The sequence below is a fragment of the Buttiauxella sp. S19-1 genome (assembly GCF_022134725.1).
Lineage (GTDB): Bacteria > Pseudomonadota > Gammaproteobacteria > Enterobacterales > Enterobacteriaceae > Buttiauxella > Buttiauxella ferragutiae.
Genome location: NZ_JAHWLU010000073.1, coordinates 1 through 25,444, shown reverse-complemented (window position 1 = coordinate 25,444; position 25,444 = coordinate 1). Strand labels below are relative to the sequence as shown.

The 25,444-nt window shown below is 50.8% G+C and carries 17 protein-coding genes and 1 tRNA gene; 5 read left to right on the top strand and 13 right to left on the bottom strand.

Features of this window, described 5'->3' with window-relative positions; genetic code table 11:
• Positions 1-66: 66 nt before the first annotated feature.
• Positions 67-143, top strand: a tRNA-Met gene (locus tag MES37_RS15890).
• A 120-nt stretch (positions 144-263) separates the two neighbouring features.
• On the opposite strand, the gene amiC is transcribed toward MES37_RS15890, so the two are convergent.
• On the bottom strand, positions 264-1,520 hold the full coding sequence (gene amiC / locus MES37_RS15885) for an N-acetylmuramoyl-L-alanine amidase AmiC (RefSeq protein WP_064543819.1): 1,257 nt from the start codon (positions 1,518-1,520) through the stop codon (positions 264-266).
• A 234-nt stretch (positions 1,521-1,754) separates the two neighbouring features.
• Between amiC and argA the strand changes: the two genes are divergently transcribed.
• Entirely contained in the window at positions 1,755-3,086 is a 1,332-nt protein-coding gene (gene argA, locus MES37_RS15880; protein WP_064543818.1) for an amino-acid N-acetyltransferase, read from the top strand.
• Positions 3,087-3,241: 155 nt separating this feature from the next.
• Here the strand turns inward: argA and recD are convergent, their stop codons facing one another.
• The 12 genes from recD to rppH all read right to left on the bottom strand — a co-directional run bounded on the left by recD (position 3,242) and on the right by rppH (position 21,881).
• A complete protein-coding gene (recD, locus tag MES37_RS15875; RefSeq protein WP_237931981.1) occupies positions 3,242-5,077 on the bottom strand; it encodes an exodeoxyribonuclease V subunit alpha in 1,836 nt (611 codons plus the stop codon).
• Positions 5,074-8,634: an exodeoxyribonuclease V subunit beta gene (recB, locus tag MES37_RS15870; RefSeq protein WP_237931979.1), complete on the bottom strand. Its 3,561-nt coding sequence runs from the start codon at positions 8,632-8,634 to the stop codon at positions 5,074-5,076. Before recB ends, recD begins: the two co-directional genes overlap by 4 nt.
• A gap of 167 nt (positions 8,635-8,801) precedes the next feature.
• Positions 8,802-11,687, bottom strand: a complete 2,886-nt coding sequence (ptrA, locus tag MES37_RS15865) for a pitrilysin (protein WP_064543812.1) — start codon at positions 11,685-11,687, stop codon at positions 8,802-8,804.
• 210 nt (positions 11,688-11,897) lie between these two features.
• Positions 11,898-15,272: an exodeoxyribonuclease V subunit gamma gene (gene recC / locus MES37_RS15860; RefSeq protein WP_133523172.1), complete on the bottom strand. Its 3,375-nt coding sequence runs from the start codon at positions 15,270-15,272 to the stop codon at positions 11,898-11,900.
• A gap of 7 nt (positions 15,273-15,279) precedes the next feature.
• The gene (locus MES37_RS15855) at positions 15,280-15,621 is read right to left on the bottom strand and encodes a prepilin-type N-terminal cleavage/methylation domain-containing protein (RefSeq protein WP_237931977.1); all 342 of its coding nucleotides are present in this window, start codon (positions 15,619-15,621) and stop codon (positions 15,280-15,282) included.
• Positions 15,603-16,037, bottom strand: coding sequence for a YgdB family protein (locus MES37_RS15850; RefSeq protein WP_133523170.1), 435 nt, complete (start codon positions 16,035-16,037; stop codon positions 15,603-15,605). Before MES37_RS15850 ends, MES37_RS15855 begins: the two co-directional genes overlap by 19 nt.
• Positions 16,034-16,594: a prepilin peptidase-dependent protein gene (locus MES37_RS15845; RefSeq protein WP_064543805.1), complete on the bottom strand. Its 561-nt coding sequence runs from the start codon at positions 16,592-16,594 to the stop codon at positions 16,034-16,036. Before MES37_RS15845 ends, MES37_RS15850 begins: the two co-directional genes overlap by 4 nt.
• Positions 16,585-17,058, bottom strand: a complete 474-nt coding sequence (locus tag MES37_RS15840) for a prepilin peptidase-dependent protein (protein ID WP_237931975.1) — start codon at positions 17,056-17,058, stop codon at positions 16,585-16,587. The genes MES37_RS15845 and MES37_RS15840 overlap by 10 nt, the downstream gene beginning before the upstream one ends.
• A 184-nt stretch (positions 17,059-17,242) precedes the next feature.
• Positions 17,243-18,037 carry a thymidylate synthase gene (gene thyA, locus MES37_RS15835; protein WP_064543801.1) on the bottom strand — a complete coding sequence of 265 codons (795 nt, stop codon included), beginning with the start codon at positions 18,035-18,037 and terminating at the stop codon, positions 17,243-17,245.
• 6 nt (positions 18,038-18,043) lie between these two features.
• On the bottom strand, positions 18,044-18,919 hold the full coding sequence (gene lgt, locus MES37_RS15830; RefSeq protein WP_064543799.1) for a prolipoprotein diacylglyceryl transferase: 876 nt from the start codon (positions 18,917-18,919) through the stop codon (positions 18,044-18,046).
• A 172-nt stretch (positions 18,920-19,091) separates the two neighbouring features.
• Positions 19,092-21,338, bottom strand: a complete 2,247-nt coding sequence (gene ptsP / locus MES37_RS15825) for a phosphoenolpyruvate--protein phosphotransferase (RefSeq protein WP_064543797.1) — start codon at positions 21,336-21,338, stop codon at positions 19,092-19,094.
• Positions 21,339-21,350: 12 nt separating this feature from the next.
• Positions 21,351-21,881, bottom strand: coding sequence for an RNA pyrophosphohydrolase (gene rppH / locus MES37_RS15820; RefSeq protein WP_034457550.1), 531 nt, complete (start codon positions 21,879-21,881; stop codon positions 21,351-21,353).
• 686 nt (positions 21,882-22,567) lie between these two features.
• Here rppH and mutH point away from each other — a divergent pair.
• The 3 genes from mutH to MES37_RS15805 all read left to right on the top strand — a co-directional run bounded on the left by mutH (position 22,568) and on the right by MES37_RS15805 (position 24,801).
• On the top strand, positions 22,568-23,254 hold the full coding sequence (gene mutH, locus MES37_RS15815) for a DNA mismatch repair endonuclease MutH (RefSeq protein ID WP_064543791.1): 687 nt from the start codon (positions 22,568-22,570) through the stop codon (positions 23,252-23,254).
• A 132-nt stretch (positions 23,255-23,386) separates the two neighbouring features.
• Positions 23,387-23,605, top strand: a complete 219-nt coding sequence (locus MES37_RS15810) for a YgdI/YgdR family lipoprotein (protein WP_064543789.1) — start codon at positions 23,387-23,389, stop codon at positions 23,603-23,605.
• Positions 23,606-23,760: 155 nt separating this feature from the next.
• The gene (locus tag MES37_RS15805) at positions 23,761-24,801 is read left to right on the top strand and encodes an NADP(H)-dependent aldo-keto reductase (protein WP_064543788.1); all 1,041 of its coding nucleotides are present in this window, start codon (positions 23,761-23,763) and stop codon (positions 24,799-24,801) included.
• The last annotated feature ends 643 nt before the right edge of the window (positions 24,802-25,444 follow it).

Sequence of the window (25,444 nt, the reverse complement as noted above, 5' to 3'; positions counted from 1 at the left end):
ACCAACTAAGACGCTGAAGTTTAGCGCAATGATGAAAATCATTTGGGTACTAAAGAAGTTTACGGACGCGGGGTGGAGCAGCCTGGTAGCTCGTCGGGCTCATAACCCGAAGGTCGTCAGTTCAAATCTGGCCCCCGCAACCAACATTTAAACACCTTAACGGGTGTTTTTTTGTATCTGAAATCCGGGTGATTTGATGTCCACCCTACGAAATGCAGTTGTAGGTCGGATAAGCGCAAGCGTCATCCGACAATAAATTGGCACTATCCACGCCGTGCTAATCGCGAACTATCCGCAAAGTACGCCCTAATCCCTGCCAGAATTGACTCCGCAACTTCCTGCTGGAAAGTTGCAGTACGCAGTTTGCGCTCTTCCTCAACGTTACTCAGAAATGCGGTTTCCACCAGAATCGATGGAATATCCGGTGCTTTCAGCACGGCAAAGCCAGCCTGATCAACACTGTTTTTATGCAGCTTGTTCACTCGACCCAATCGGGTCAGCACTTCTTTGCCGAATTTAAGGCTATCGTTGATGGTCAACGACTGCACCATATCGAACATCGTGTGGTCGAGATACCTGTCACCACTCTTACTCACCCCACCGATCAAGTCGGCAGCGTTCTGTGTTTGAGCAAGGAATTTTGCCGCAGTACTGGTGGCACCTTTGGTTGAAAGTGCAAAGACCGAGGAGCCGCGTGCCGCGCCTGAAGTAAACGCATCCGCATGAATAGAAACAAATAAATCAGCACGTTGCTTCTGCGCTTTCGCCACCCTGACTTTTAACGGGATAAACACATCCTCGTTACGCGTCATATAGGCTTTCATGTTCGCTTCTTTATCAATAAGCGCTTTCAGGCGACGAGCGATTTGCAGCACAATGTCTTTTTCGCGCGTCTTATTTGGCCCGATGGCACCGGGATCTTCCCCGCCGTGCCCAGGATCGAGCATGATCACAATTGGCCTGTCGCGCCCGGCTTTACCCGGCTTCGGCCCTTGTTCAGGTGACGGTGGCGCATCTTTGTCCAGTTTGCCGTTGTTGTAATCTTCCAGCAGGGCTAACAGCGGATCTTGCTCGCTGTTCATATTGGCCGGATAGAGATCCATCACCAGGCGTTCTTTAAATTCTGCTACCGGTGCCAGGGCGAAAAGATGCGGCGTGACGTTCTGCTTGAGCTCAAAAACCATGCGCACAGTTTGCGGATCAAACTGCCCGACACGCGCCGATTTGATAAAAGGATCGTCGCCACGAATTTGGCCGCCAATACCTTTCAATACTGAATTTAAATTCACACCTTCAATGTCCACCACCACCCGATCGGGGTTGCTCAGTGCGAACTGCTTATACTTAAGCTCTTTGTTCGATTCCAGTGTGACACGAGTGTAAGACGATGCCGGCCAGACACGCACCGCCACGACCAGGCTCGAGGCTGCAAAGCCAACCTGGCTGACACTCAGTAGCCACATAGCGCCTGCGCCCTGCAATAAGCGGCGACGACTAATTAAAGAACGGGAATCAGACATAGCTCTCCTGAGCGGTGTTTTTCCGTGAACCAAATAACGACATTTATTTTTTGAGCCGAAAACTTTAGCGAAACATCCCCATACTGTCACTCATAAAAGGGTAAACATTCGCAATCAAGCCCCTGACAAGCCAGATGCAGAAATTTCTGCTTTGCGGTAAATCCTGCTTGCACCTGAAGCAATAAAAGAATAAAAATACAGAAATTACGAATAATCATGCAGTGAGGGCTTGCCGTGGTGAAGGAACGTAGAACCGAACTGGTACAGGGATTCCGCCATTCTGTTCCCTATATAAATGCCCATCGGGGAAAAACGTTTGTCATTATGCTTGGCGGCGAAGCCATTGAACACGAGAACTTTTCCAGTATCGTCAATGATATTGGGCTGTTACACAGCCTGGGAATTCGTCTGGTGGTGGTGTATGGCGCGCGCCCGCAAATAGATGCCAATCTGGCTTCGCATAATCATGAACCTATCTATCACAAACATACGCGTGTCACTGATGCAAAAACCCTTGAGCTGGTAAAACAGGCAGCAGGATTATTGCAACTGGATATCACAGCACGTTTGTCCATGAGCCTTGGCAACACACCGTTGCAAGGGGCGCATATCAACGTCGTCAGCGGCAACTTTATTATCGCGCAACCTTTGGGCGTGGATGATGGCGTGGATTATTGCCACAGTGGTCGTGTTCGTCGTATCGACGAAGAAGCCATTCACCGTCAGCTTGATAACGGCGCAATCGTACTAATGGGCCCGGTCGCGGTTTCCGTCACGGGCGAAAGCTTCAACCTCACTTCAGAAGAGATTGCCACGCAACTGGCGGTCAAACTGAAAGCCGAAAAAATGATTGGCTTCTGCTCTTCTCAGGGCGTTATCGATGACAACGGCAATATCGTTTCAGAACTGTTCCCCAACGATGCACAAAAACGCATTGAAGAGCTTGAAGTAGCCGGGGACTATCACTCTGGCACCGTGCGTTTTCTGCGTGGTGCAGTGAAAGCCTGTCGCAGCGGCGTGCGTCGCAGTCATTTAATCAGCTATCAAGAAGATGGTGCGCTGTTGCAGGAACTGTTCTCCCGCGATGGCATTGGTACGCAGATTGTGATGGAGAGTGCGGAGCAAATTCGTCGTGCCACCATCAACGATATCGGCGGTATTCTGGAGCTGATTCGTCCGCTGGAACAGCAAGGGATTCTGGTGCGCCGCTCGCGTGAGCAGCTGGAAATGGAGATCGACAAGTTCACCATTATTCAGCGCGACAACCTGACCATCGCTTGTGCTGCACTCTATCCGTTCCAGGAAGAGGGCATTGGTGAAATGGCCTGCGTTGCAGTTCATCCTGATTATCGCAGTTCATCACGCGGTGAAGTTTTGTTGCAGCGTATTGCTACGCAAGCCCGTCAAATGGGGCTGAGCAAACTGTTCGTGCTGACAACCCGGAGCATTCACTGGTTCCAGGAACGGGGCTTTATGCCGGTTGATGTTGAACTGCTGCCAGAAAGCAAAAAAGAGATGTACAACTACCAGCGCCGCTCGAAAGTGTTGATGGCTGATTTAGCTTAGGTTGATGACAAACCTTATTCTTTCGCAAAGCGAACATATATCACCAAATAAAAAACAAGGAAAATCAATTTCTTGATTTTCGGCTAATAACCACAAAGAAGGAAAAACCACGTTTTTTCCTTCTTTGTCAGCACCCTAAGCTAGCCCTGAAAGGGCTAGCTAAAACTGTCCATCAATCCACTACGTCGTTCCGTCTTCGTTACAATCGCTTTTTCTAATACCCGATCATCGGCGTACAAAGACAATTGATTGCGAGCACGTGTGATTGCGGTGTAGACCAGCTCACGCGTCACCACTGCGGTGTATTGATTTGGCAAAACCAGTGCGGCGTGCTCGAATTCCGACCCTTGAGATTTATGCACCGTCATGGCGAATGCGGTTTCATGGCCAGGCAGACGGCTCGGCTGCACAGATTTGATGTTGCCATCCGGCATCGGGAACCAGACGCGCAGCCCCTCCCCCATGTCCAGAGCAATACCAATATCGCCGTTGAATAACCCCAACGAACTGTCGTTACGGGAAATCATAATTGGCCTGCCGTTATACCAGCGCGATACCGTCGGGTTTGGCCGCTCAATCAATCGTTTTTGAATCAGTGCCAGTTCGATACGGTTATTCAGGCCACTAACGCCAAACGGCCCCTCCCGCAACGCACACAGCAACTGATAACGGCCAAAGGCGTCAAGAATCACCGCGGGATCTGCATGGCTACGCATCAACTCAAGATAGGGCCGATAACCTTCCACCGTGTCGGCAATCATCCGCGCATAATCTTCAGTCTCACGGAGCGGCTGTTTCGAAATATCACCAAAACCTTTTGAGAAGACCTCTCTGGCCTGCTTCACATCGCTGGCGTTAACGGCAAACGCCAGTTGCCCAATGCCGGACTTACTATCAAAGCGGTAGCTTTTTTGCAGCAAACAAAGCCCATCCCGCAATACGCTCGCCTGGCTGCCCTCACCCGCAAGCAGTGAATAGCCCGTCAGGTGGCTTAACTCAGCGGCTCTCTCCGGTGAATATCCGTGCGTGACGAAGTGGCATATATCTCCAAGCACCGCACCCGCTTCTACTGAAGCCAGTTGGTCACGGTCGCCGAGGAAAATCACGCGCGCATGGGCAGGCATTGCGTTGATCAATTTCGCCATCATCGGCAAGTCGACCATCGAAGCTTCATCAACCACCAGCACATCAAGATGCAGAGGATTCCCGGCATGGTAACGCAAGCGTTGGCTGTTGGGTTGCGCTCCCAGTAAGCGGTGCAACGTACAGGCGTCGTTCGGTAATGCCGCTTTCTGCGCGTCATCCAGCGGTAAGCGGCGCAAGGCCGAACCCAGCGATTCCGTCAGCCGCGCCGCAGCTTTCCCGGTGGGTGCCGCAAGTTGGATACGCAAAGGTTTGTCATCCGAAAGCTGCACCAGGGCGGCGAGCAATTTGGCAACTGTAGTGGTTTTGCCGGTTCCCGGCCCACCAGAAATCACAGAAATGCGCCGCGTCAGGGCGACAGCTGCCGCCACCTTTTGCCAGTCGATATCAGCCATCGGTTCAAACAGTTGATTCAGAACGTGGATGACCTGTGTTCCGTCGAGAGTAATAGCACGATTTTCCTCACCAAAAAATCGTGCTACCGACAGTTCGTTTTGCCACATCCGATTGAGGTACAGCCGCTCACCAATCAGCTTCAGCGGCGTAGCACCTTCATGCTCACTCACTGCTTCAGAAGCAAGCAGCGCCTCGCGCCAGCCGGACTTTAGTGCAGCCAGGGAAAACAGTTGCTCTGCAAAATCGGGTTGTCGCCCGGCAAAACAGAACTCGGGCGTTAAACGAGAAAGAGGAATGCAGACATGACCTTCACCGGCATCATGGCTGACTAACGCGGCGGCCAGCATCACGGCGGGTTGCTCGTCACCGGCAATTATCATGGCAAACTGCGCATCGAGTGCGCGCAACAGCTTTTGCTCGACAGCCTGCTGTAACAGCTCAGACATTTTCATGGCGTCACCTCGTCCGTTTGTGCCGCGACATCCGTTTTCATTGCAAAGAGTGCGTCCATTTTCACAATCAATTGTTCATCAGGGCGCGTGGCAAAAATCCCCTGCGACGAGCCGTGGCTTTCAACACCGCGCAAGAAAAGATAAATGACTCCCCCGAAATGAGTCTGGTAGTCATAATCAGCAATGCGGTGGCGCAAATAACGGTGCAGCGCCAGGGTATACAACTGATATTGCAGATCATAGCGATGAGATTGCATTGCCGAAGCCATAGCTTCCTGAGTGTAAGCACTGCTGTCTTCGCCTAACCAGTTCGATTTATAATCCAGCAGGTAATAGCGCCCTTGCCAGCGGAACACCAGGTCGATAAACCCTTTCAGCATGCCACGCACTTGCCTGAAGTTTAACGGTGGGCAACCTGACGATAACGGATCATATTCACGCACCAGGGTATCCAGTTGCGTAGCCTGTAAATCACTCTCAATCGGCAGATAAAATTCCAGTTCGACCTGTTTCTCTCGTGGCGCTAATTGGTTGAGAGACACGCCCGTTTCATTCAACGGAGCCTGTAAAATTGTGCTTAACCAGTCGGTTAACAACGGCTGCCACTTCTCGCTAAAACCTTGTTCGTCTAACTGCTTAGCCGTCCACGTTTCATCAAGTGGCTGAGTAAAATCAATGCCTTCGAATAAGCTATGCAGGAATGTGCCAGGTCCGGCCCCGCGAGGGAAGGTGTGCGGAGTGAGTAATGACTCACTTTGTACCGGCGCAGCCCCTGCAGCATCGACATCCAGGCGTGGCAATAAATCCTGTGCCAGGCTGCTGCCATGCTGTTGCAAACCGGAATAACTGGTCACACGCCAGTTATCCGCCACCTGTCTTTTCATCATTCGGGCGCTAAGTTGCGGAAGTTCAGCACTCACGGGTTGCCATGGCGTGAAATCCTCAGACCTTGGTTCTTCAATGCTAATCGACTCGCTCGCCAGTTCCTGCAAACAAGCCTGAAGACCCGCAGCATCTTTCGCTTCACCTTTTTGCAGAAGATAACCTAATGCCCCAAGATGCAGGTCACTGGCTCCTTTTTTGGCGCGATTCCCTTTAAACAACGGGGCAACACCGAGACTGCAATGCCAGATAGAACGAGTCAGAGCCACATACAACAGACGTAAATCTTCTGCCAGGCGCTCTTCTTCAGCGAGACTCAGGCTTTCAGTATCGTCGCTTAAATCCAGCAACGGCGCGAATGTAGAACGGTCGTGATACAAACCGCTGTTCTGCGCACGATAGTTGGCGATAAACGGTAACCAGACCAGCGGGTATTCCAGCCCTTTCGATTTGTGAATAGTGACGACTTGTACCAAATGGCGGTCGCTTTCAAGACGTAATTGTTGGCTGAAGGCGTTGCTATCAGGTTCGGCAACTTGCTGCGCCAACCAACGGACCAGAGCATGTTCGCTGTCAGTTTGTGAGGCTTCTTCTTGTAGCAATTCGCTGATGTGCAGAATATCGGTCAGACGGCGCTCGCCACCTGGTGTAGCCAGTAAATTTTCGGCAATTTGGCGGCGGGCGATGAGCGCACGTAACATGGGCATGACGCCCCGACGCAACCAAATGTGCCGATACTCTGAAAACTCCTCGACCAGTTGATCCCAGGCGTTTTCATCTTCGTTAAGCGCTTCAATCATGCGGGCATCAAGGCCAAACATACTGGTCGCGACTGCACTGCGCAGCGCGGTTTCCATTTCTGGAGCCAGCACCGCCTGCAAAATCCACAAAATTTCACGCGCTTCCGGTGTTGCGAATACCGAGTCGCGGTTTGAAAGATAGACGGACGGAATGTTCAGGCTCGCCAGGGCTTCGCGCACAATAGACGCCTCGCCACGGCTTCGAACCAGAATAGTAATATCCGATGACCGTACCGGTCGCGATTCTTCCCCCTTCCACAGCAACGCTTCGCCGCGCTGCCCGGCGCTTAACCAATCCCGTATCTGCTGCGCGCACTGCATCGCCATGGTTTGTTGGTAATCACTCACTCCGCAGCCATCGCCCGATTGCGCCCAGAACGACATCGCCGCCTGATTTTTACCTTTGAGGGTAAAACGCAGACCGCTATTTTTGGCTGCGGCTTTCACCGCTAAGAAAGGAATTTGCTGGAATAAGAAGGGATTATCCAGCTGCTGGAACAGGGTATTCACACTGCTTATCATCCCTGGAGATGAGCGCCAGTTGGTGTCGAGCGTGTAGTGGGCACTTACCTCATGACGCGCTTTCATATAGGTAAAAATGTCCGCGCCACGGAATGCATATATCGCCTGTTTTGGGTCGCCAATAAGCAATAGCGCGGTGTCCGGCTGATTGATATACAAACGCCTGAAGATGCGATATTGCTGCGGGTCAGTATCCTGGAATTCATCAATCATCGCCGCCGGGAAGCGCCCGCGAATAGCAGCAGCTAGCGCTTCACCACCGGGTTTATGCAATGCCTCATCAAGGCGAGTCAGCATATCGTCGAATCCCAGCTCCCCTCGACGGCGTTTTTCCTGCTGAACCGTATAACGGATTTCCGCCATCGCGCGGGCAATGACTAAATCACGCAGCGTCAGCGGTTCGCCTAATAACGAGTTAATTGCTCTGAAAACCGGATGCTGTGGCGGCTGACCTTCTTTTGTTTTCTCATCCAACATCGATTGAGAGAATCGTTCGAGTTGCTCGGGCAATTTATAGGTCGTGGTTTCTGTTTGCGCCCAGGTGCCAACAATATTCAACCAGTTAGGTAAGTTTTTACTGCTGTAGCTACGGCGATCAATTTTCGCTTCACTGAGAATCTGCACGATGTCGTCAGCACTTGCACGCCATTGTGCTTTTACATCCTCAATCGCAGTGATGATCTTTTGGTGACGCGCCAGCAGCGTTTCATCATCGGCAGGCGGTTGCTTCAGTACCGGCTGCTCACCTTGCAACCAGCTATTTATATCCCGGAGCAACTCTTCAGGCCCCGCCCATTCCTCAGCCATCACCTGCGCTACCGGCTTTGGCAGTGGATAACAATGGCGACGCCAGAAATCAGCACATGCATGGCGGCGCAACAGCGATTCATCTTCAATAAGCTGTTGCTCGAACAACATACCTGATTCAAAGGCATTCAGGCTGAGCATCCTTTGGCAAAAACCATGGATGGTAAAGATGGCGGCTTCGTCCATTTGCTGTTCAGCAAGACGCAAAATTTGTGCAGCCTGGTGAAGATCGGGGATCTCCGTCAGCAAGCTTTGGAACAGGGGATTTTCAGTACGGTTGCGAACGCAGGCGATACGTAATTCATGAATATTGGCACGAATACGGCCACGGAGTTCTTCGGTCGCAGCCTGAGTAAACGTTACGACCAATAATTCTTCGACGGAGAGTGGACGAGGATGGGCATTTTGCCCACCCAGGCCAAGTAACAGGCGCAAATACAGCGCTGCAATGGTGAATGTTTTTCCGGTACCGGCAGAGGCTTCAATCAGCCTCTCCCCCGTCAAAGGTAAACTCAGGGGATTAAGAGGCTGCGTGGTTCCGGTCATTATTTACCCTTTGTCTTTCAAATTGCAGGTGTGTTGGCTGCTATACCCGTTAGCATTCGAGCTGCTGGTAGGCGGCAAGGGAGCAAATCCCCGGGAGCTTACTTAAGTAAGCGACTGGGGTTTGTGAGTGCAGCCAACACCCTGCAGCTTGAAGGATGACGGGTATATCACTTAGATTCTACGAGCGGCAACGACTGTTGCAACCCGCTGACCTCCTTCCAGGTTTTCCATCCTTCCGGAGCGGCGTACTCTGCCTTGCCATTGTTGCTGCCAGAAATTTGCGACAAAATTGCCATTCCTTGCGGCTCAATCACGGCCTGGTGGAAGAAATCAGCCAGTTTCTGCGGAGTCAGCTTTTTAATTTCGGCGACTACTTTATCACGCGAATCAAAGTCCAGGTTTCCGCGATCGAAATCTTTGCTCAGTTGCGAAGCTTCCTGAGACAAGGTTTGCGGTGCCTGCATAATTTCACTGATCATGCCCTGCTGAATTTGCGCAAAATCCTCAGGACTCATGCTACGCAGCTTTTGCTCGGCTGTTGGGTAAAACGCCTTAAAACGTTGGTACAGATATGCAGGTTGTTTGTCGTTACTTTGCAGCAAGAAACCAACCCCCCATTGACGCCCAACCGACATCGGGAAGGCGAACACTGCGTAACCCAACTGCTCCTGAGTGCGTAACTGGTTGTAGAACCACGGCTGAATAATTTGCCCTAACATTGAGCTGTAAGCGGTACTTACGGTTTCATCATAACCTTTCGGCACGTAAATCGCCGCCAGCGCTGAATCCGTGCTGCTACCCGCCTTTTCGAACATCGCTAAATGTTGTTTATCCACCAGCACGTCCTTATTGCGGCACCATTCATTTCCTTTGGTGGCAAGCTGGCTTTGTACGTTATGCGCCAGTTCTTTTGCCTGCTCAGGAGACATGTTACCCAGCACTAAAAACTCAGGTTTCGCATTGGTTTTTAAGGCGTCACGGTAATCAAGCACATCTTTCAAGGTCAGCTCTGGCAACAGCGCACGGCGAACTTCACGTTGGAAATAAGGCACCTGCGACACCATTTGCACCGGCATAATAGCCTGATCGTAAGCTTTGCCTTTGTCTGCCGAATCCATCATTTGGGTATACCACGACTTCGCCTGATCCAGTTGTTCCTGGGTCGGTGTATAGGAGAAGTAACCCTTTAACAGCGCTTCAAAAAGCTGCGGTAAACGTTGGGTGTAGCCATTGGCATTCACCATCAAACCACTGTTAGCGTTGGTTGAGAAACCAATGCCCCCCACCGCAGCCTGGTTGCTTAACTGATCCAGGGCAATTCCCGCCAGATAGTCATTCAGGGCAAATAGCACCTGATTTTTCGCGCTGTCCATGGCCTGTGGATTACGCAGCACCATCGTCACATTAGCTTTAGGCTCGCTGGCAAAATAGTGGCTTGGCATATACAGCACGCGTAAACCAGGCTCTTTCACCAACAGCTCTGGGTGAGCGTAGGTTTTTTCTGGTTTAACCAACGTAAAATCGTCCGGTATGTACGGGTTCAACTGAGGCAATTCCAGCTTAATTGCCGCGGTTTTTTGCTGCCAGTCGCTGAATACTTGTGGGGTAATTTTATCGACCTGATAAGGCGCTTCAACAAAATAAGCGGTTTTGTTATGTGGTTCTTTCGGGCTGATATACCAGATGCGCGCATTCTGTGGCGTCATCATATCCAGCCGAGCTTTGATGGCTGCCGGGTCGTATTGATCGGCAATATTTACGGCATCCAGCGTATGTTCAACCGGAACGCGCAGCATGGTGTCAGCTAACCATTCCACGTAATCCATATCGCGGCTAATTGACGGATAACGGAAGTCGAGATCCAACACATGGGAAAGCTCATCGAAATAGCTTTTATCGACACCATTTTCACGCAATTGATTTAAATAGCTGAAAATAGCCGCCACAACTTCATCACGTTGAGCAAGACCTTTATCCGTCAATGACACGGAAATGGCGAACACGCCGCTATTGCCGTTAACTATAGGATCGGAGTCGGCACGAATACTGTCTGCAAGGCCTTGCTTTTGCAGCCAATCAGAGAGGGTGTTGTTGCTACGGACGCCAATCAAATAGCCAATCAATTCATCGGTTTTGCTGCGGAATTTATCGCTATTGTTGTCGATTCGGAATTCAACTCGTACCACTTTGCGCGGCAATGCCGGCACGTAGTGAATCACTATGCCTTTTTGTGCGTCTGTCACGACGGGCACGTCAATGCTCGGCCGTTCGATATTTTTATTCGGCACCCGTCCATAGGTTTCCACAGCAATCTTTGCCAATTCAGGCAATGGCTTATTGCTGTAAATAACCGCTTTCATCAGGTTTGCGGAATAATATTTATCACGGAAAGCCACCAGCGCATCCAGCAACTTGCTGCCAGGTTTGTCGCGCAGAGTTTCCAGATTACCACCGGAAAAACGTGAGCCAGGGTGGGCAGGGTTAATGGTTTCGGCACTGACTTGCGCCATGCGCATACCGTCACGAGCACGGGCTAAAGTCAGCTCGGCATTGACCGCATTGCGTTCACGTTCAGCATATTCTGGGGCGAGGTTTGGCTCAGCGATAGCATCAGACAAACGATCGACCGCCCCTTCTAGCGCATCGTTTTCCACTTCAAGGTAAAACGCGGTGCGGTAAGTTGCGGTGCTGGCGTTATGGCTGCCACCATGCTTTTTGAGAAACTCTGACAGGCTATCCGGCTCGGGATACTTTTTAGAGCCCATCAGCGTCATATGTTCAAGATAGTGAGCCAGGCCAAGATGGTCGTCTGGATCTTCTAAGGATCCAACCGGAACCACTAACGCAGACAATGATTTAACGGCTTGCGGATCGGATACCAGCAGAACCGTCATACCGTTATCAAGACGTACAGCCTGATATTGACGAGTGTCTTTCTCACTTTTACGGATAGTTTCCTGGATGGGTTGCCAACCCGTGTCTGCCTGACTTAATGGTGCCCAAAGAGCGACTAACAAGAAAAGCGGTTTTAACCAGGTGCTACATCTAGGCATTCACGAACCTCATAATCACGAAACTTCCTATACCCGTCATACTTCACATGCTATGTATGCCTGTGATCTACAGTACAAAAGGTATAACTCACTCATCATTAACAATTTTCAAACAAATTTGTTATTTTAATTGATGCTTTTTTCGCCAATCCTGAGCAAGTTGCGCATCATAGATGAACCCACGAAATTGTGCAATTTTTATACTGGACTTTATGCTTTGTTAAAACGATACAGCGGCAGCAAGTAACGCTCAGCCTCGGTAATGATGGCTTCGTAGTAGTCAGGTTCCAGCGTTCGATACAAGCGTTGTAGCCACATATCGGCCCCTTCACCTTCGACTCTCTGATTCCCTTCCCAGGCGGCCAATAGCTTACTTTTGGCTTTCTGTTGCGTTTGCTCGTCCCATAAAATGGCATCATTCGCCGGTTCGTAACAGGCTTTTATCCACGCCCCCCCACTAATTGGGAGGAGGAGTAGCGGTTGCGTTAACCCTTTCCGATAACCATCAATAAGTTGCTGGAGATAGTTTTTTGCCTGCTCAACATCAAGTGAGGGGAACTTCCACTCGGTCGAATCCCGCCCGAACAAACGGCTTTCACCACTCCCCCCCATCGCACACCAAACCACATGCTCAATCCACAATTGCAAACCATGTGCTGGGTTGAGGATTGATGGCCGCCAGCGCAGCAGGCCGTCTTCCTGCACATCCGACAGCCAGCCTTCCAGACTTGTTCCATCGATGAGCAGCGACACTTCCTGGCTGTTGCCATTTTGCCGTTCGGCTCTCACTTTTTGCGCCAGTTCTTCCATTTCTGTTAACTGGCTTTCCCATAAAATTTCGCCAAAAGCACCATATGGCAAGAGGCCAGCAGCCCGGTAGCGGCGGAATAATTGCTGAGTGTCATCTTCCTGAACCAGCGTATTCAGTAATTCCTGGTTCATCTGGAAGCGTTCAAGGCTATCTAATGTGAAAGGTTCCGCATCAGGGAGGTCAGTTTCTTCAAGACGGAAATTGATACCCAAACGCATCTGGAAAAAGGCACGCACCGGATGTCGCCAGAAACGTTGTAGTTGATCCAGAGTGATGACGTCATGAACAACTTCTTGTAATGACTGAATAAACGGAACCTGTGCTTCCCCTTGCTCGCTGGCGGCAGGCAACCATTCCCTGGCATAGCTTTGTGCCGATAGACCAGGGATAAAATTCCCCGCCTCAAATGGGGTACGGTTATGCTGCTGAACCAGATGTTTTTTCACACGCTCACTGCTGTCATCGCAGGTTCGTTCAGTGTCTTGCGGCAAGCAATGGCTTTGGGCGATGTAATCCAGGAGTTCATCAACTAATACAGAAGGATAGCGCTGACTGTTGTCCTGAATAGAGCGCCCGATATAACTGATATAGAAGCGCAATTGTGCTGAGTTAAGTGCCTCGAGGAACAAGTACCGATCGTCATCCCTGCGGCTACGGTCGCCGCGCTGAGGCTTCTGACTCATTAAATCAAAGCCAAGTGGTGCCAACGCGCGTGGGTACACCCCGTCATTCATGCCAAGCAAGCACACCACTTTGAACGGGATAGAACGCATCGGCATCAAGGTGCAGAAGTTAATCGGCCCAGCCAGAAAACGTTGGCTAATACGCTCTTGATCTAGCCGCTGCGCCAGCTCCTCTCTTAATAAAATTAAGGAGATGCTTTCCTGATAATGCGACTCAAGACCATATTTGATGATGTCTTGCCACTGCTGTTCAATCAGCGCCAGAGCACCTTCTGTTTCGGTATCAGGCAGGAAGAAGCTCGCCAACATGTCACGGCAAACGGTCGTCCATTCTGCCAATGGACGCGCCACAGATAACTCGCGCCGCCAAATGTTCAGCTGCATTAACAGCTCAGCCAGTTGCCCTACGAGTTCAGCGATTAAGCCACTCGATTCATCATAAGGAAGGATCGACTGCCACTCACCCGCCTGACTATCCATTGCATAACCCAACAACATGCGCGTTAAACCAAAGCGCCAGGTATGTTGCCCGGTAGCCGGAAGATCTAATTCACGAACGTTGTCGTCATCAATACCCCAACGGATACCTGATTCATTCACCCACAGGCGTAAATAACGCAGCCCTTCTTCATTAATGGAGAAACGGGCAGCCAGTGCGGGAACTTCAAGCAGAGCAAGAACATCCTGTGCGGCAAAGCGGCTGTCAGGTAGTGAAAGTAAGGCGATAAATGCTTGTAGCGCCGGGTGAGCTTGTCTTGCCCGCCGGTCAGAAATCGCAAATGGCAAACGACGTTCGCCTGTGGCATTACCGAATACGGCCTGGATAAACGGGCTGTAGCTGTCGATATCAGCCACCATCACGATGATATCGCGCGGTGTCAACGTTGGATCAGCATCCAGCATCGCCAACAATTGATCATGCAACACTTCTACTTCGCGTTGCGGGCTATGGCACTCGTGGAAGGTGACGGAATGGTCTTCTTGAGCAAGGACACGTTTCTTATGACTGTGTTCAAACTCTTCGACGGTAAGTCCTGTGACCGCATTGTTTTGTAACTCAAGCAAATCGAACTGCAAATTACGCAGCAGGTTATTAGGTTTGATATCGACAAAAACGTCTATTTCTTCGAAATGCTGCAGCTCGGCCAACAAGTATGTGTAGTCTCGCCCTAATTTCCCCCACGAGGCCAGTAATGGGTTGCCAATATCTTGCTCACCGTCGTCGTTGAACAGTGCAGAAGCCGTATTGCTGTCTTTAAAAAGTGGCAGCGTAATGTCTTCCTGAGTGTGTTTGCGACGGCGACGGCTGATAAGCCTGGCAAGATAAGACGGGTCTTTAATATCGCCCCAGTAATAGCGGCAAGGGTTGGTAAACAGCAAGTGCACATCAATGTGTTTACCCAGGGCTTGCAGCGCCTGAAGGTAAACAGGTGGTAACGCTGAAATCCCACAAATAAAGACCCGGGATGGCAAACCTGGCGGGCATTCGCTGGCAGATTCAAGAGCCTTAATAAAACGTTGATACAGATTGGCACGGTGCCATTCTGGTTGCCCAAGTTCTTGCGTATGGCGCACCAAAGCCGCCCATAGTGGAGCCTGCCACAATTGAGCTTCGCCCACATTGTCGACAAGTTCTCCCTTTTCCCACTGGCTTAGCCAATCTGGGCGATAAACTAAATACTGGTCATAAAGGTCAGCAATTCTTGAAGCTAGCTGAGAGAGTTTTCGACCGTTGTCATCTTCTTCAAGATACTGTTTAAGCAGGGCAAACTCGCTCTGTTCCAGCATTGTCGGGATGAGCGTCATTAACTTCCAGCTCATGCTTTGTTTGTTGAATGCACTTTGCTCAGGGATATTTGGCAGCACGCGCACAAACATATCCCATATAAAGCTCGCCGGAAGCGGGAAGCTGATGTTTGCCGCGATACCGAATTTTTGCGCCAGCGTCATTTGTAGCCATTGCGCCATACCAGTACTTTGTACCAATACCACTTCGGGCTCGAAGGGATCTGGCAAGGGTCGCTGTTCCACAATAAATTCCATAATTGCTTCAAGCACATCCAGCTGGTTGGAATGGTAAACACGCAACATAGAATCGCTACTCCTGACTTTTCTCTTTCTTCAGGCAATGTAACTGTGACAACTGCCCAGTTCGCCCTGCCGGACTCTTAATCGTAACGTCGATGCTGACACATCCAGCCGTGGATGTCTGCTGCCGACTGACTTTCCATTCATCAGTTGGTAAGGGCGATTCTGGTTCACTCATTTCCACCGCAAGCCGCCAAAGTTGTCGGAATTGCCACTGAGACTGAAAACCCTGCTGCAACACCCGGTGATAACCAAGTAAAGCCAACATCACCATAGAAAACAATGCCATAGCACAAAGCACTTCCACCAGGCTAAAGCCTCGCTGTAATGATTTCATTGGGGAAGCTGGCATCGTGTCACCTCATCAAACGGGCAGAAATCCAGCCAGCCATGCGGCACTGCTGACCAGCGTGAGTTGACCAGTATTCCCCATTCCCAAAGAATCAGTGGCGTTTTTTGCCCAGAGACAATACCGAATGCCGCCATAACAGCTTCATTTTTTTCTTGCATTCGCACACAGGCTTTCCAGCCGTTTTCGGTCTGTTGCTGGCAATGCCAGGATTGCTGTGGTTGCCACGATAACTGACTCCCCCAGGATTGAGCCGAGACAGCACTGGCATATTGTTTAAGAAAACCGACCTCACTGGCGACCAGAAATTTTTGGTGGCTTAACTGCTGCTGTAATCCGCTCAGTATTAGCATCCCCAAAGCGAACAGTAACAGGACAAACCCGAGGGTGACGTTACCCCGTTCGAACCGCTTGTTCACTGGTTATACCCCACGACTATATGACGCAGAGACACTGGATTTCGACCACTTTTGGAGGCTGCAGCGAGATCGATAATCAACAGAGATGACATGGCCTGGCGTGCCAAACGGGTAACAGTAAATTTCTGTATCACCATCGTGGCTGGATCGGATAATTTTTCCCAGCCAGAACCTTCGCAACGAGTCGCTCCGCGTAAAGCTTCCAGGTCAGTACCATTGAGCCGAAAACCTGTCTGTTCTGTTTGTGCATGACTAGCAGGTTCCCAACGTCCGTTGCTGTTGCTATCCCATTGCAACAAAACGCATTCTCCCCCTTTGCTCAGCACCAGCCCCTGCCCCGTACAATTTCCGTGGCAATAACCCGCCCGCTGTAGCTGTTTCCCCAAACTAAACGCCAGTTGCCACAGCGATTCTTGCACTGTTTCTTTTTGATATTGTTGTAATACCGCGCGTTGGAGCACCGGAAATAAACGGCCAGCCCCCAGCAAGACAATGCTACTTAAAGCCATCGCGATGAGCGTTTCAAGTAAGGTAAATCCCTGCTGGTTTAGCTGCATTTGTTACTCCCTGTCACGTCACACACCCGGATCCGCCCCTGAGCTGAGAGCACCACGCGCCATTTTCCTGTCGCGCTTTGCAACGTAACGTGGCCCGGCCAGGCGGTACTTCTGATGCCATAAAATCCAAGCCCTGCTGTTACTTCGGTAATATCGACATCAGCAAAAGGTTGAACCAACCGCCACCGCCCTGCAGACAGGCATTGGGTTGCTTCAATGAGCTTGCTGGACAGGCACCACGTTTTCCCGTGACGATTCACCGTGAGTAAATGGTCACGATTATGCCAGGAGGCATCACTGCGCAGCTGTTCGAATAAATGACGAATTTGTTGGATGGTTATCCACATGCGCTGCTGTTGTTGCCATTGTTGCCAGCCGTACATTCCGCCCGCGCTAAGCATCACGACAATGGCCATCACCACCATCATTTCTATCAGGCTAAATCCGTACTGTTTTGTTTTCATGGCGGCAGTGTGCCAGCCATAAAATTCCTGGCTACTGGCAAACGTTTGATTCTCGAGGCTTCTCGAAGGAAAGATTGGTGGTTGCTTTAGGTTGCAGAAGTGCTGGAAGGAGGCTCGCAATACCATTGCACAGGCAAAAAAAACCGGCGCACAAATGGCACCGGTTATGGCAGGCTATGACTCGTTAGATAGCGACAGGAGCTTTGATCGCTGGGTGCGGATCGTAGCCTTCAATGTCGAAATCTTCGAAACGGTAGTCAAACAAAGATTCAGGTTTACGTTTGATTACCAGTTTTGGCAGTGCTCGCGGCTCACGTGTTAATTGCAGGCGAGTTTGCTCAAGGTGGTTGCTGTACAGGTGCGTATCACCGCCCGTCCAGACAAAATCCCCCACTTCAAGGCCACATTGCTGCGCCATCATATGCACCAGCAAAGCATAACTGGCGATATTAAACGGCAGACCCAGGAAAATGTCGCACGAGCGCTGGTAGAGCTGGCAAGAAAGTTTGCCGTCAGCCACGTAGAACTGGAAGAACGCATGGCACGGAGCTAACGCCATTTTATCCAGTTCACCCACATTCCACGCCGAAACAATAATGCGGCGCGAATCTGGGTCGTTTTTAAGCTGGTTAATCACGGTGGTTAACTGGTCGATATGGCGGCCATCAGGGGTTGCCCATGAGCGCCATTGCTTGCCATACACAGGGCCAAGATCGCCATTTTCATCTGCCCATTCGTCCCAGATGGAGACGTTGTTTTCGTGCAAATAGGCAACGTTGGTATCGCCTTTCAGGAACCACAGCAGTTCATGAATGATGGAGCGTAAATGGCAGCGTTTAGTGGTAACCAGAGGGAAACCATCTTGCAAATTGAAGCGCATTTGATGACCGAAAACCGACAACGTACCCGTGCCGGTACGGTCATCTTTTGGTGTGCCGTTTTCCAGCACATGTTTCATCAAATCAAGATATTGTTGCATGTTTCCTCACGAAAGCTGTTGCTGTGGACGGCGACGATACGCCCAAACCATCATAATCACACCGGCCACAATCATCGGAATCGAGAGGATTTGCCCCATGCTGATGTACTGAACCCACGCACCGGTAAACTGCGCATCTGGCTGGCGGAAGAATTCAACGATAATACGGAATGCACCGTAGCCAATCAGGAACAAGCCGGAAACGGCTCCCATCGGGCGTGGCTTGCGGATATACAGGTTCAAGATAATGAACAGTACGATACCTTCCAGAACCATTTCGTAAAGCTGGGAAGGATGGCGTGGCAAGACACCGTAGGTGTTAAACAACGACTGCCATTCCGGGTGTGTCGCCAGCAGGCCAATATCTTCACTGCGAGAACCCGGGAATAACATGGCCCACTTGAAGCTCGGATCGACGCGGCCCCAGAGTTCGCCGTTGATGAAGTTGCCAAGGCGACCCGCACCCAGGCCAAATGGAATCAGCGGTGCGATAAAATCAGCAACCTGGAAGAATGAACGCTTGGTGCGGCGCGCAAACCAAATCATTACGCAGATAACACCGACCAACCCGCCATGGAAGGACATGCCGCCATCCCAGACTTTAAACAGGTACAGTGGATCGGCAAGAAAAGTAGGCAGGTTGTAGAAGAACACATAACCAAGGCGCCCACCGAGGAATACCCCCAGGAAGCCAGCATACAGCAGGTTTTCGACTTCATCTTTCGTCCAACCGCTGCCTGGTTTATTGGCACGGCGGCCAGCAAGCCACATGGCGAACACGAAGCCGACCAGGTACATCACGCCATACCAGTGCAAAGAGACTGGCCCAATGGAAAAAATCACTGGGTCAAATTCAGGGAAATGCAGATAGCCACTATTCATCTGTCACCACAAACCATTGTTACCCCACCGAAAGCCGACGATGGGTTGCAAGTACGCATCTGTGCGGATGCGCTCCGAAAGCAGCGGATCATAGCACAAAGGGCACCAGGGTTAAGTCGCGGAAGTTGTAAAAGATATGTAATACCAGAAGTGAAAGGAAACGACAGGCGCCTTAGCGCCCGCCGCGAATCAAACCGCCCATACCACGACGCTCCATGAAAGACGCGACCTGGTGGCGCACTTCTGTCGCTAGCTGAGCCTCAAGACTACGCTGTGACAGCAATTGCACCTCTTCCAGACTAATGTGGCGCAGCAAATATTTAACACGAGCCACTGAACGGCCGTTCATCGACAAATGGCGATAACCCATGCCAACCAACAGCGCAACACACATTGGGTCGCCGGCCATTTCACCGCACAGACAGAGATCGATGCCGTGACGTTCAGCTTCTTTGGCAATGTGATTCAATGCGCGCAGCATAGCCGGATGCAGGCTGTCATACAGACTTGCGACGCGGGTATTGTTACGGTCAACGGCCAGTAAATATTGCGTCAGGTCATTAGTACCGACAGAGATGAAGTCAACCCGGCTGGCAAGATGGCCCAGCATGAACACCATTGATGGGACTTCCACCATGATGCCAATACGCAGTTTTGGTAATTCATAACCCAGTACTTCTTCTACTTCGCGCCCAGCGCGGTCTATCAGACGACGCGCTTCGTCTATTTCATCGATGCTGGTAATCATCGGCAACAGAATACTCAGGTTGCCAGTGGCAGCATTGGCACGCAGCATAGCTCGCACTTGCACCAGGAAAATTTCGGGCTGGTCAAGCGTGATGCGTATCCCACGCCAGCCAAGACACGGGTTCTCCTCACTGATTGGCATGTATGGCAATTGTTTATCCGCCCCCACATCAAGCGTTCGCAGCGTGACGGGCTTATCGTTAAACATTTGCAACATCCCCTGATACTGGGCGACTTGCTCTTCTTCCGATGGAAAACCACTTTGCAACATGAACGGGATTTCGGTGCGATACAGACCAATGCCATCAATGCGGCTGCCAAGCAGTTGTTCATGTTCAGGGCTCAGACCTGCATTCAACATCACCTGGACACGCTCACCGCTTTTCAGCGCTGCCGGGCTATCAACGTCATCCTCTACCAGGCGGGTAAGTTCGTTCTCTTCGGTAATGAGGCGCTGGTATTCCTGCAACAGCACCGTTTCCGGGTCAACCAACAATTCACCACGGTAGCCATCGACAATTAAAGTACGGCGATGCAATACCGAAGGCTGAATATCCGCCCCCATAACTGTTGGGATGCCCAACGCACGTACCATGATGGCGGCATGGGAGTTCGCCGCACCGTCGCGCACCACCACACCAACCAGGCGGTTTTGCGGCAACTCGGCGAGCGTGGTTGCGGATAACTCATCAGCCACTAAGACAAAGCGTTCAGGCCACGTGTTCGCACTCTGAATGGTGTCATCGAGATGGAATAACAAGCGTTGGCCGAGGGTACGCAGGTCGCCAGCTCGTTCTTTTAAGTAGCCGTCAGTCAGACTTGCGAATTGCTCCGCAAACTTTTCGATAACTTTTTTAACTGCCCATTCCGCAACCGAGCCTTTGTCCACTTCTTCGAATAATTCTCGACGAAGCCGGGCATCGGTTAACAGGTGCGAATAGAGATCAAAGATAGCTGCCGTTTCTTTCTGAGCCCCCGCTGCAAAGCGTTTGCTGTAGCGGCGAAACTCGTTAGACGCCTCTTCCAGTGCGGCAGTAAGGCGCTCTCGCTCAAGCGTGGTATCCAGTGTCGATGCTTCAGAAACTTGCTCCATTAACGGGAGCGTCGAATCCATCCAGCCCTCAGCAATCGCCACGCCCGGCGATGCAGGCAATGCCCGAATACGTGTCTGGCGGTACTGGCCGAATAAGGCGGCTAACTGTGATTGAGAGAGGATGGCGGCCATTTGTGTGGCGAGTGTGACGAGGAAGGACTCCTCGCTTTCATCATATTGCCGGTGCTCACGTTGTTGCACCACCAGCACACCCAATAACTGGCGTCGTTGGATGATTGGCACCCCAAGGAAGGCTCGAAAACGTTCCTCTTTTACTGCGGGAACATATTTAAAGCTCGGGTGTTTTTGCGCATCAGCAAGGTTTATCGGCTCAGCAAGGCGCCCGACCAACCCGACAATGCCTTCATCAAATGCGAGTGTTATGGTGCGACCACGCGGCTTTTTAAGGCCGCGCGTCGCCATCAGGTAAAAGCAACGCCGGTCATGATCTGCGAGATAAACCGAGCATACCTCGGTGTCCATCGCAAGGCAGATATCTGTAACCAGAATATCCAGCGCCTCATTGAGGCGCGGAGCGCTGGCAACCTTCTCGACTATTTCTCGCAAACGGGTGAGCATTTTTCGCGTGACTTAACCTCTTTTACGTCGCCAGGCAGGCGCGTTATTACGTGGTGGCGCAACTTCCTGCAGCGGCATTACGACGCTGGCAAACTCTTTCATCACCCGACGATAAACATCGCGTTTAAAGGAGACAACCTGACGAACCGGATACCAATAGCTAACCCAACGCCAGCCATCAAACTCTGGGGTACTACTGGTTTGCATATTGATATCGTTATCGCTGCTGATCAACTGCAAGAGAAACCATTTTTGTTTCTGGCCGATACAAACCGGCTTTGTGTCCCAACGCACCAAACGTTTAGGTAACTTGTAACGTAACCAGTTTCGGGTCGAGGCGAGTATTCGGACATCTTTTCGCTGTAACCCCACTTCCTCGAAAAGCTCCCGGTACATTGCCTGTTCCGGGGATTCGCCAGGATTGATGCCACCTTGCGGAAACTGCCAGGAATGTTGACCAAAACGCCTGGCCCACATCACTTGACCCTGCCGATTACAGATTACGATACCAACATTCGGGCGGTAGCCATCATCATCGATCACCGGACTACCTCAAAACAAACTTAGATTAGGGCGATTGTTTCATACAAGCGCTAGACGGTAAACCACTGTGTAACGGTTGCAAGAAGGAATAACAATTGAATAACTCACAAAATATGACCGAGTTATAAACATTAGCCAGTTTGGAGCATGGGGTTTATTCACTTTTTCTGTGGATATAACTGTGAAGAACTACCTGATACTCTCGGGACAACTTAGGATAAGTCTAAATTCATCGTGATTTTCATAAATAAAAAAAACATAAATTTCAGTTAGATAACCAATGATAAATCAACTTACACCCAGGAAGTGTGATGATCGTCACATGCCAGAACCTCACACTGATGAAAGATCGACCAATGACGTTTTTATCCACAGATTGTGCCAACAAGTTAGTCACAAACTGGTGAAAAAATGGGTTTTACCCCCCAGTCAAGGCTGTAAATCGAACCAGTAGTGAGCTTTTTTACCAGTTATCCCATTTTTCTGTGGATAACCCAGTGTAAGATCCTGTTCATTGCCAGTGACCAGAATGGGAAAAGGTTTTTTCAGAATCCAAAACTTCTCCTTTTTGGTGATAAAAATGATTCAAAATCAGTAGATTGCCATTCTTACCCCCGACACGCTAAACTATTTCCATCTTGTGGGTAAACCACGTTCATTTTTTAACCGATCGGCAATCAGGCACAATGGAAGCACTTCGTCCTTTACTTAACCCTCCAGAAAACGAACAGATTTTACTGGCTCAAGCCCAGAAACTCGCGGGATATACGCTGGGTGAATTGGCGACGTTAGCCGATTTGCCGATCCCTAAAGATCTGAAACGTGACAAAGGTTGGATCGGGGTTCTACTTGAATTGTGGCTGGGTGCCAGTGCTGGGAGCAAACCCGAGCAAGATTTCGCAGCACTAGGTATCGAATTAAAAACGATCCCGGTTGATAGACTCGGTCGCCCACTGGAAACCACTTTTGTTTGTGTTGCCCCACTCACCGGCAATACTGGCGTGGTTTGGGAAACCAGCCATGTGCGCCACAAGCTAAAACGCGTGCTGTGGATCCCTGTTGAAGGAGAGCGGCAAATTCCGCTGGCGGAAAGGCATATCGGCTCACCATTATTGTGGGCACCTTCAGCAGAGGAAGAGCGGCAGCTACGTTTGGATTGGGAAGAGTTGATGGATTTAATTGTGCTGGGCCAGGTCGAACGTATCACTGCCCGTCATGGTGAAGTACTGCAGTTGCGTCCGAAAGCTGCCAACAGTAAAGCGTTAACTGATGCGGTGGGTGCCGACGGCGCACCAATTCTGACGTTACCACGCGGTTTTTATCTAAAAAAGAACTTTACAGCGGCTCTGCTAGCTAATCATTTCTCGTTGTAGATTTATTTGGCTTGCCCCCCAGATTCTCGCTTCCCTTCTGTTTCTTTTAAGAATTTACTGCTTATCATCTCTGGCTAGTCGAGTTATTACTAGACTGTATAGGTCATACCAAACCACACGAGGCGAATAACGATGAAAAAATGGGCAGTTCTTATTTCCGCTGTCGGTCTGGCATTTGCGGTTTCCGGTTGTAGCAGTGATTACGTGATGGCGACCAAAGATGGCCGTATGATCCTGACTGACGGGAAACCCAAAGTCGATGACGACACAGGCTTAGTCAGCTATCGCGATCAGCAAGGCAACGAGATGCAAATTAATCGCGATGATGTTTCACAAATCATTGAACGCTAGAAAATACAGCCTTTAAAGGTCAGCGCCTCGCTGGCCTGTAACACTTTTTCTTCACTTACCCTCTTCCGCTTTTGCTCCCCCTCTGCCATGTTTATAGTCCATTTTTTGTCGGGCGCTCGCCTGACCGATAAGACATAAGAATAAGGAAAGCGGCTATGCAATATCACCGTATCCCCCACAGCTCCCTTGAAATAAGTACGCTAGGGTTGGGAACCATGACGTTTGGTGAGCAAAACAGCGAAGCCGACGCACATGCACAGCTTGATTACGCAGTACACCAGGGCGTTAACCTGATTGATGTCGCAGAAATGTACCCTGTCCCGCCACGCCCGGAGACACAAGGGTTAACAGAGACCTATGTCGGTAACTGGCTAAAGCAGCGCGCGAATCGCGAGAAGCTGATCATTGCCACCAAGGTCAGCGGCCCGAGCCGCAATAATGATGTTGGCATTCGCCCAAACCAAATGCTGGATCGCAGGAACATTCGTGATGCGCTGGATGCCAGCCTGAAGCGTCTGCAAACCGACTATATCGATCTCTATCAAGTTCACTGGCCGCAACGCGCCACCAACTGCTTTGGCAAGCTGGGTTATACGTGGACCGATAACGCAGTGCCGGTCACATTGCTTGAAACCCTGGAAGCACTGACTGAGTTCCAGCGTGCCGGGAAAATCCGCTACATCGGTGTATCCAACGAAACGCCATGGGGCGTTATGCGTTACCTGCAACTGGCTGAAAAACATGATTTACCGCGCATTGTCACCATCCAAAACCCGTACAGTCTGGTAAACCGCAGCTTTGAAGTGGGGCTGGCGGAGATCACTCAGCGTGAAGGTGTTGAGCTGCTGGCCTATTCCTGCCTGGGGTTCGGCACACTGACCGGGAAATATCTCAACGGAGCCAAACCTGCAGGTGCGCGCCACACACTGTTTAGTCGTTTCACACGCTACAGCGGTGAACAAACTCAGCATGCAGTTGCGGCTTATGTCGATGTCGCTAAACGACACAATCTGGATCCCGCGCAAATGGCTTTGGCTTTTGTTCGCCGCCAACCGTTTGTTGCCAGCACACTGTTGGGCGCAACTACGCTTGAGCAGTTGAAAACCAACCTTGAAAGCCTGCATCTGGATTTAAGTGAAGATGTTCTTGAAGAGTTAGAAGCGGTGAACCGGATTTATACTTACCCGGCACCGTAATCTGAAATTCCCCTCTCAGTCCGCAGCCTCTTATACACAACTCGCTCTGGCAATCTTGTCAGGGCGAGATCTGTTAGCCTCGCTGATTTTCCGTTCACCCGTGCATTCAGTTATCTCTTTAATCCCCAAAACGGTGAACGTATCAAGGGGTTAACGCCAACACCTTGATAATCCAGGCGCCCGGCAAATCAATCGCCGCTAAAGCGGTAAACACCGTTTTTTACCCAACATTCGCGGTCGTTCGCGATTCGTTTATTCGGCACATCCCTGTGCCGAACCACTTCGTGGCCAACGCAAGCGTTGTTCAAAAATGTTCCTGACATTTTTAGTCAGGCGATCGCTCTCTCACGTGGTTTCCGACCACGTGACCCCAACTGAAGGGTGAAAAACGGTGCGATGGAAGCTGGGAACAAAGTCAAAACCGCTCTGGCTTTTGACTTTGACCTTGAATTTCGGGTCCGGCTTAAATCGCCTCCATTTTGACTCCAGATGACAGGGTCCAGTCGTCGGGAACGACTGGAGGGCGCGATCGTCGGGAACGAATCGCAACCGACCCTGACACGGAGGCAAAATGGAGGTTTACCGCTTGCGGCGATTTATTTGCCGGGAGTCCGGGTTCTTAGGGTGGCGACGGTGGCCACCC

Coding starts and splice junctions, on each gene's coding strand:
- MES37_RS15840 (WP_237931975.1), bottom strand. CDS start 17,058: ATGAAAACAAAACAGTACGGATTTAGCCTGATAGAAATGATGGTGGTG.
- mutH (WP_064543791.1), top strand. CDS start 22,568: ATGGAAGCACTTCGTCCTTTACTTAACCCTCCAGAAAACGAACAGATT.
- lgt (WP_064543799.1), bottom strand. CDS start 18,919: ATGAATAGTGGCTATCTGCATTTCCCTGAATTTGACCCAGTGATTTTT.
- ptrA (WP_064543812.1), bottom strand. CDS start 11,687: ATGCCTAGATGTAGCACCTGGTTAAAACCGCTTTTCTTGTTAGTCGCT.
- ptsP (WP_064543797.1), bottom strand. CDS start 21,338: ATGCTCACCCGTTTGCGAGAAATAGTCGAGAAGGTTGCCAGCGCTCCG.
- recC (WP_133523172.1), bottom strand. CDS start 15,272: ATGTTGCGTGTTTACCATTCCAACCAGCTGGATGTGCTTGAAGCAATT.
- recB (WP_237931979.1), bottom strand. CDS start 8,634: ATGACCGGAACCACGCAGCCTCTTAATCCCCTGAGTTTACCTTTGACG.
- thyA (WP_064543801.1), bottom strand. CDS start 18,037: ATGCAACAATATCTTGATTTGATGAAACATGTGCTGGAAAACGGCACA.
- amiC (WP_064543819.1), bottom strand. CDS start 1,520: ATGTCTGATTCCCGTTCTTTAATTAGTCGTCGCCGCTTATTGCAGGGC.
- MES37_RS15805 (WP_064543788.1), top strand. CDS start 23,761: ATGCAATATCACCGTATCCCCCACAGCTCCCTTGAAATAAGTACGCTA.
- MES37_RS15855 (WP_237931977.1), bottom strand. CDS start 15,621: ATGCCAGCTTCCCCAATGAAATCATTACAGCGAGGCTTTAGCCTGGTG.
- recD (WP_237931981.1), bottom strand. CDS start 5,077: ATGAAAATGTCTGAGCTGTTACAGCAGGCTGTCGAGCAAAAGCTGTTG.
- MES37_RS15810 (WP_064543789.1), top strand. CDS start 23,387: ATGAAAAAATGGGCAGTTCTTATTTCCGCTGTCGGTCTGGCATTTGCG.
- MES37_RS15845 (WP_064543805.1), bottom strand. CDS start 16,594: ATGCAGCTAAACCAGCAGGGATTTACCTTACTTGAAACGCTCATCGCG.